Source organism: Lysinibacillus sp. EB271-A1-10B, assembly GCF_058791335.1.
Window position 1 is genome coordinate 1 of record NZ_JBYTDL010000048.1, and the last position, 6,336, is coordinate 6,336.

Consider the following 6,336-nt stretch of genomic DNA (forward strand, 5'->3'; position numbering starts at 1 on the left):
CCTTACCAGCTAGATTTTCTTTGACCGCAAAGATTTTATATTCCGCTGTATATTGAATAGAACGATCTGATACAGATACTACAAATCGATTCGCTTCTATTTGTCGTATCTGATGTTCGTTAAAAATGATTTTACTCATGCTAATTTCTCCCGTTCTTAATTTCGTATATTTAGTATAACGAGATTTTTTTGTGAAATGAACAAAAAACCCCGAATAGGGTCACTTTTTAAAGTGTCCACTATTCGGGGTTCAGTTCATTTTTTCGTACTAGGGCTCTTTTTAAAGGAGAAGGTTTTAGTCAGCTTGTACCTCTTCGACCGTTTGTTCTACTTCTGCTCGTGTCATTTTTTCACGCCCATCTTGCATCGCCTTCAATGTTTTATGAGCTAAGGCAAGCGGTAATCGACAGAATAATAATACCGTTCGTTTATTAATATCTTTCATATAAAGATCCGCTTTCGCAAGATTTTCCTCCGCGTATGCAAATAAATCATCGCGTGTCCATCCGTCGGGAACGAAACTTACGCCGCGCTCATCCAGATCTTCGTGCTGATTGCGTAAAATATTGACTGCTTGGAGACCTCGACCATAGCCAATTGCTAAATCGCGATCTGTTTGAATGTCTGCACCCCACGCCCAAAGCTCAGACAGCATTGTTCCAACAAGCCCTGCTACGTAGTATGTATAATCATCTAAATCCTCTCGCGTATGCACCTGCCAGTTTGCCTTTGCCCATTTTGCCATCCCGAATGCCATTTCACTCGTTGAATCTAGAACAATTTTTCGTGAGCCTTCAGGACAAAAAATTAGCCAATCTGCTAAACGAAGAGATACTTCAGGTAGCTGATCTGCATATGGCGCTAATAATGCTTCATATGCTTCGGCATTAAATGTATCTTTTAATAATTCACTCGTTGCAGTTAGTAAATCAAATTTTACATCATTTGAAAGTTCTTCATGATCCTCAATCTCATCTATAGCGCGCATTGCTAAATATGCGGCTGCCACTGACAATTTTAAATCATTCTTTAAAAAAGTAATTGGTATATAAAAAGTGCGACTAGTTTCCTTTAAAACTTGCATCGCTTCTTTGTAAAGTTTCTTTTGCTCTTTCACTTGTATTCCTCCGTTCAAATGGTAACGCATCTATAGTATATCGTATCGTAAAAGTGAAGAAAGATAAAACAGATTGTTCAATTTATAACTAACTATTTTCAAATGGGATAGAAAGGATGGATAACGAAGTTGCGAATAGTAAAGGTTGTACGTCAAAGATGGCCGTAGCATTGGAGAAATTGTTTAGGTTAGCAACAAAAATTACCTAGTGAATGATGAGGATATCCGCTCGTTAATTACAAGAATTCCTTTAGAAGTGAAAATGTATCAGCGTGTTTTCGCTTCTTTTGTTTTTTTAATAGAATAATGTTAAAGTTATAAAAATGCGACGAAAATCGCGTGAATAATAGAAGAAATTTGATGTTTTTCGTGTTTTTTTCATGAAAGTTTGCTAAGTTATTGCACAATTATTTCAACAGCGTTAAAGTTTAGGAAGGACAAATATGCAGCTACATCTTTCAAGAAATTGCGGCTGCCGCTTCGCTTTCGCGCAGAAAACATTTGTTGCTGCCGTTTGCTTTCGGTACTTAAATACAATACATCGGATTTTGGCACAATAACTCCTTGCAAAATCCGTGACATTTGTGGAGACATGAACATTATTCAACTGGCTTCTAAACGTCTCTTGAATAAAAGCAAAATCTAGTATATATCTCACCATCTGAAATAGAGATTGTACGTAAAGTCAAAGGAGAATGGTATGCCAAAGGCTATAGGTATTGATGCAGGCGGAACATTGACAAAAGTTGCTTATTTAGATGAGCATAACGAGCTTGTTTTAACAACTTTTCCGTCAAATGATTTGCTCGCTGTGAAGAATTGGATTATTAATCATCCAGATATTGAGGATATTGGAGTTACGGGAGGGCGTACGGAACAATTACTTGATGTCATTAAAACAATGAAATCGATTCATTATATAGTAGAGTTTGAAGCCACTTTAAAGGGCGTTCGATTTTTGTTGCATAAAGAGGGCTACTTCTTCGATCGAAGTATGATTACGAATATTGGTACTGGTACTTCAATTCATTATATGGAAGATAATACACATGTCCGTGTTGGTGGGACAGGCGTTGGTGGTGGAACATTGATTGGATTGTCAGCGCTTACAACTGGAATCACGGATTATAATGAAATAAGAAATCTGGCCTCTATGGGAAATCGTGAAAGTATAGATTTACTTGTAAAGGATATTTATCAAGGGATGGACACACCTATTGATGGGCATTTGACAGCTAGTAATTTTGGGAAAGTTGGTATTACGGAGTCAGTCAAACATCCAATAGAAGATATTATCGCAACTGTACAAGGGCTTGTTGGTGAAGTTATTACTACACTTAGTATTCAATATGCTGAAGAGAAAAATGCTCAGCATATCGTTTATATCGGTTCAACTTTAAGTAATAATGATCATCTTGCACGTGTTATTGCCAATTACACACGAACGAAAAAACATACACCAATTTTTATAAATGACCACGGTTTTTCTGGTGCAGTTGGTGCATTATTAAATATAACTGAATATACGATTGTCTAAATACAATGTACATTACTAATTAATATTGGTGATGTACATTTTTTTTTGGCAATGTCTGCAGTAATCCCCAAAGCATAAATCGTTCTATCCTGAGCACATTACAATTAGGAGGTGAACATCCGTGGGCAATAGAAACACGAATAAAAACAACAAAAATAACAATAAAACAATGAACATTAGAACGCATAATCCTTTTGATACCTACAAAAAAATAGACCTCGATCAGTCAAATAGTAATAACAATAACCCGAATGACAATCTAAATGAAGAATTCTCTGCAGAATTCGATGCGAAAGCCAAAAATAAAGATAATAAAACGAACCATAAGAAAAATCAACAGTCCAACAAAAACAAATAGTGGAGGCTTAAAAAATGGCAAAGAAGGGTAAAACGAGCTTCAAAAAGAAAAAGAAAGAAGATACACATAAAAGAAATGATCGTGAAGAATATTCAGCAGAATTTAATCAAGTAATTCATAACAATCCTCAACAACCAAAACAATCCAGCAAAAGATAATAAAAACTGCTCCTTAAGTAGATTGACAAAATACTTAGGGAGCACTTATTTTATGCTGTTTTGGCGACTTTATGCCAAAAAAATAGGAGAGGTTGATTCACTTGCGAAAATTTTTTGTAATGTTAGGATTTTCTCTTGTATTGTTTGCCGTATCGACCCACTTCCCAACAAATGTCTATGCTCAACAAGAAATACCAGCCCATGCTCAATGGGGAAAAGTAGCGATAAAAGAAACGCAGGCAAAATACCCTCAAGCTAAAATTATCGATTATTTGCATGAGGGAAGCGAGGTTAAAGGAGACACCACGATTGAGAAATTTAAGCTTTGGATAAAACTAAGTGATAAGGAATTCGGTATACAAGTTCGTATCAAATATGTAACCAATACAAATAAATTGGTAAAGATTGAACTCCGAGAAATCACTTCATAAAATAAGAGGATGCCTAACTTCAGGCATCCTTCTTCTACTAGTTTTCTAGCTTATGAATAAATTCTCGCATTAATCCAGGTAAATCTGGCCATGCATGACCACTAATCAAATTGCCGTCTGTATGAAGATTAGCATCGATGTACGTTCCTCCAGCTACTTGAACTTCTGGCTTGCAGGCAATATAAGCTGTTAGCTCACGACCTTGCAGAACTTTTGGAATGGTCGCGAAAATTTGTGCTGCGTGACATACAGCAGCGATTGGTTTATTTGCTTCAAAGAAATGGCTTACTAGTGCTGGCACATGCTCATTTAAACGAATGTATTCCGGCGCTCGTCCACCAGGAATGATGAGCCCGTCAAATTGTGTTGGGTTTACTTCCGCAAAGGATGAGTGCGCTTCTAAGCCATATGCTGTACGCTCGATGTAAGTATCAACTCCATCGACAAAATCGTGCGATACAGTTTGTAATTTCTTTGCGGATGGTGCTGCAATCGTTACATCATAGCCAGCCTCAAGACAACGATAATAAGGATAAAAAATTTCTAAAGCTTCAACTGCGTCTCCTGCGAGTATTAATACCTTTTTCCCCATGCTTCCATCTCCTTTTATTGTAATCTAGTAGCTAAATTCGACACTTTCAAAAAATTCCCTTCTAATATGATAGAAAAGCTAGAAGAAGTAGTGAAATCGCTGATTAGAATAACCGATACATCCAGTAAACTCTGGATCATTGCCACTAAATGCACTACATAAACAGCTTGCTTTACAACGAAAAAAATGAGGCGTATAGTATTTGTTTAGCTAGGTAAATAAATACAGGAGGTCACAATCATGAATCCATTATTTCATGCGTTATTCCAAAAGAGTCGTTATATAATGAATTGTTTAAATGAAGTACTGAAACAGCATAATTTGTATAGCTCACAATGGACTATTTTATATTGCTTACATAATCACGGACCAATGACATTAACACAAATATGGAAGTATTTGAACGTTGAAGCGCCGAGTATAACAAGAGCAATAACGCGACTCGAGACTTTAGGCTGGGTGCTAAGAATAGATGGTGAAGATAAACGGGAAAAAATTGTTACCTTATCACCATATGCAGAGAAACATTTGCCTGTTATTACTAAAACCATTTTAGCTTTTGAGGAAGAAATGATAGGGGCATTGACGGTCGAGGAACAGCAGCAATTTATGATTTTATTGGAAAAAATGAAAGGTTGATTGATATGCAGCAAGAGGGAAATACAAAAATATGGACGAAGCGATTTATTAGTCTCTTTTTCACAAATATCTCGGTATTTTTTGTTTTCTATGGGTTAGTAACGACTTTGCCGCTTTATGCGATTGGTGAGTTGCATCAGACTGACAAGGAAGCGGGATTGTTACTGTCAGGATTTTTATTATCGGCTATAATCGTTCGTCCCTTTTCAGGTAAGCTATTAGATGTATTTGGGAAGAAAAAGCTTTTAGTCATTTCAATTATCGGCTATTTTTTATGTACAGTTTTATATTTATTTATACATCCTTTTGGACTTTTACTAGGATTACGTTTTATTCAAGGGATCTTCTTTAGTATTATTACAACGGCAGCCGGCTCATTAGCAGCGGATATTGTGCCAGCCAATCGGAAAGGTACAGGTCTAGGCTATTTTACAATGTCTACTAACCTAGCAGTAGTTTTAGGGCCATTTATCGGTTTACTGCTTATTCAATATAGCAGCTTTAATGTACTATTTATTGTTATGAGTATTTGCATATTAGTAGGGGGCATCCTAGCTGTAACGATGAAAACGGATGATTTACCTAAGCCTGATCATCAAGGTAAGTTGACATTTAAATTTGATGATTTATTTGAACGTCGTGCACTTCCAGTAGCGGCTATTGCTAGTTTAGTAGCTTTTTCATATGCGAGTGTTTTATCGTTTTTATCAGTATACGCACAGCAAAAAGATTTAATGGATGTAGCGAGTCTTTTTTATGTGGTTTTTGCAGCGGCAATGCTTATAACAAGGCCATATACAGGTAAGCTTTATGATACAAAAGGGCCGCAATTTGTTATTCTGCCGGGTATTATATTTTTTGCAATCGGACTTGTTATGCTTGCATTTGTCTCAGGACCGGCATTGTTTTTATGTGCAGCTATCTTTGTTGGAATTGGCTACGGAGCGGTGAATACAAGCTTACAAGCAGTAGCTGTACAGTCCGCATCACATACGCGTAGTGGTTATGCAACCGCAACGTACTTTACGATGTTTGACATGGGCATTGCACTTGGCTCTTATATTTTAGGTATGGTGGCCGTGCAAGCTGGCTATAGCTCTGTTTATCTAATCGGAGCAGGCATACTAGTCGTTGTCTTTATCATTTACTTAGCGCGTTTAACTTCTTTCAGCGGGCAAACATCCGCTGAATAGAGGAACTCAGTCTAAGAACGCCACGTCCTGTGGCAACGACTGAGTGACCAACATCTTGTTGGCCTAAAGCCTCCGGACGCAATTATACCGAGGCATAATTGATCAAAAAATAAAATCGAATAAAGTAGCGCATGTCTAAGTGCAAAATAAAACAGTTGGTACTCTGTAAGATTAGTACATGTAATTGTACATTATGTCTTATTCGTGCTTTGCTTGAAGATCATTGAGTTGCAAAGGCAGCTCTTTCTTACGATTAGTCAAGTATCTATAATAACTTTCTTAACTCTCTGATATTATTTTGATAAATTGGG

The 6,336-nt window shown here is 36.9% G+C and carries 8 protein-coding genes and 1 pseudogene; 6 read left to right on the forward strand and 3 right to left on the reverse strand.

What is annotated here, in order from left to right:
* Nucleotides 1–139 (reverse strand): annotated as a pseudogene (locus AC3WSK_RS26230) (IS3-like element ISBsp3 family transposase); the annotation flags it as partial.
* A 156-nt stretch (nt 140–295) separates the two neighbouring features.
* Complete coding sequence (locus tag AC3WSK_RS26235; protein WP_240518188.1) at nt 296–1,117, reverse strand: squalene/phytoene synthase family protein; 822 nt, start codon at nt 1,115–1,117, stop codon at nt 296–298.
* A 700-nt stretch (nt 1,118–1,817) separates the two neighbouring features.
* On the opposite strand from AC3WSK_RS26235, the gene coaW reads away from it, so the two are divergent.
* The 4 genes from coaW (at nt 1,818) to AC3WSK_RS26255 (ending at nt 3,601) form a co-directional block, all read left to right on the forward strand.
* Nucleotides 1,818–2,654, forward strand: coding sequence for a type II pantothenate kinase (gene coaW / locus AC3WSK_RS26240; protein ID WP_079560060.1), 837 nt, complete (start codon nt 1,818–1,820; stop codon nt 2,652–2,654).
* Between the two features lie 121 nt (nt 2,655–2,775).
* Nucleotides 2,776–3,012 carry a hypothetical protein gene (locus tag AC3WSK_RS26245; protein WP_386827991.1) on the forward strand — a complete coding sequence of 79 codons (237 nt, stop codon included), beginning with the start codon at nt 2,776–2,778 and terminating at the stop codon, nt 3,010–3,012.
* A gap of 14 nt (nt 3,013–3,026) precedes the next feature.
* Nucleotides 3,027–3,170, forward strand: a complete 144-nt coding sequence (locus tag AC3WSK_RS26250; RefSeq protein WP_170938888.1) for a hypothetical protein — start codon at nt 3,027–3,029, stop codon at nt 3,168–3,170.
* 101 nt (nt 3,171–3,271) lie between these two features.
* Complete coding sequence (locus tag AC3WSK_RS26255) at nt 3,272–3,601, forward strand: DUF3889 domain-containing protein (protein WP_240518189.1); 330 nt, start codon at nt 3,272–3,274, stop codon at nt 3,599–3,601.
* Nucleotides 3,602–3,638: 37 nt separating this feature from the next.
* On the opposite strand, the gene AC3WSK_RS26260 is transcribed toward AC3WSK_RS26255, so the two are convergent.
* Nucleotides 3,639–4,193, reverse strand: a complete 555-nt coding sequence (locus tag AC3WSK_RS26260) for a DJ-1/PfpI family protein (RefSeq protein WP_079560061.1) — start codon at nt 4,191–4,193, stop codon at nt 3,639–3,641.
* A 240-nt stretch (nt 4,194–4,433) separates the two neighbouring features.
* Here AC3WSK_RS26260 and AC3WSK_RS26265 point away from each other — a divergent pair, with 240 nt between their 5' ends.
* Nucleotides 4,434–4,832, forward strand: a complete 399-nt coding sequence (locus AC3WSK_RS26265; protein WP_492414977.1) for a MarR family winged helix-turn-helix transcriptional regulator — start codon at nt 4,434–4,436, stop codon at nt 4,830–4,832.
* Nucleotides 4,833–4,837: 5 nt separating this feature from the next.
* On the forward strand, nt 4,838–6,025 hold the full coding sequence (locus AC3WSK_RS26270) for an MFS transporter (protein ID WP_492414978.1): 1,188 nt from the start codon (nt 4,838–4,840) through the stop codon (nt 6,023–6,025).
* Nucleotides 6,026–6,336 lie beyond the last annotated feature (311 nt).

Bases quoted from the DNA above. Each gene is read 5' to 3' on its own strand.
- AC3WSK_RS26250 (WP_170938888.1), top strand. From the start codon at position 3,027: ATGGCAAAGAAGGGTAAAACGAGCTTCAAAAAGAAAAAGAAAGAAGAT.
- AC3WSK_RS26265 (WP_492414977.1), top strand. From the start codon at position 4,434: ATGAATCCATTATTTCATGCGTTATTCCAAAAGAGTCGTTATATAATG.
- coaW (WP_079560060.1), top strand. From the start codon at position 1,818: ATGCCAAAGGCTATAGGTATTGATGCAGGCGGAACATTGACAAAAGTT.
- AC3WSK_RS26260 (WP_079560061.1), bottom strand. From the start codon at position 4,193: ATGGGGAAAAAGGTATTAATACTCGCAGGAGACGCAGTTGAAGCTTTA.
- AC3WSK_RS26270 (WP_492414978.1), top strand. From the start codon at position 4,838: ATGCAGCAAGAGGGAAATACAAAAATATGGACGAAGCGATTTATTAGT.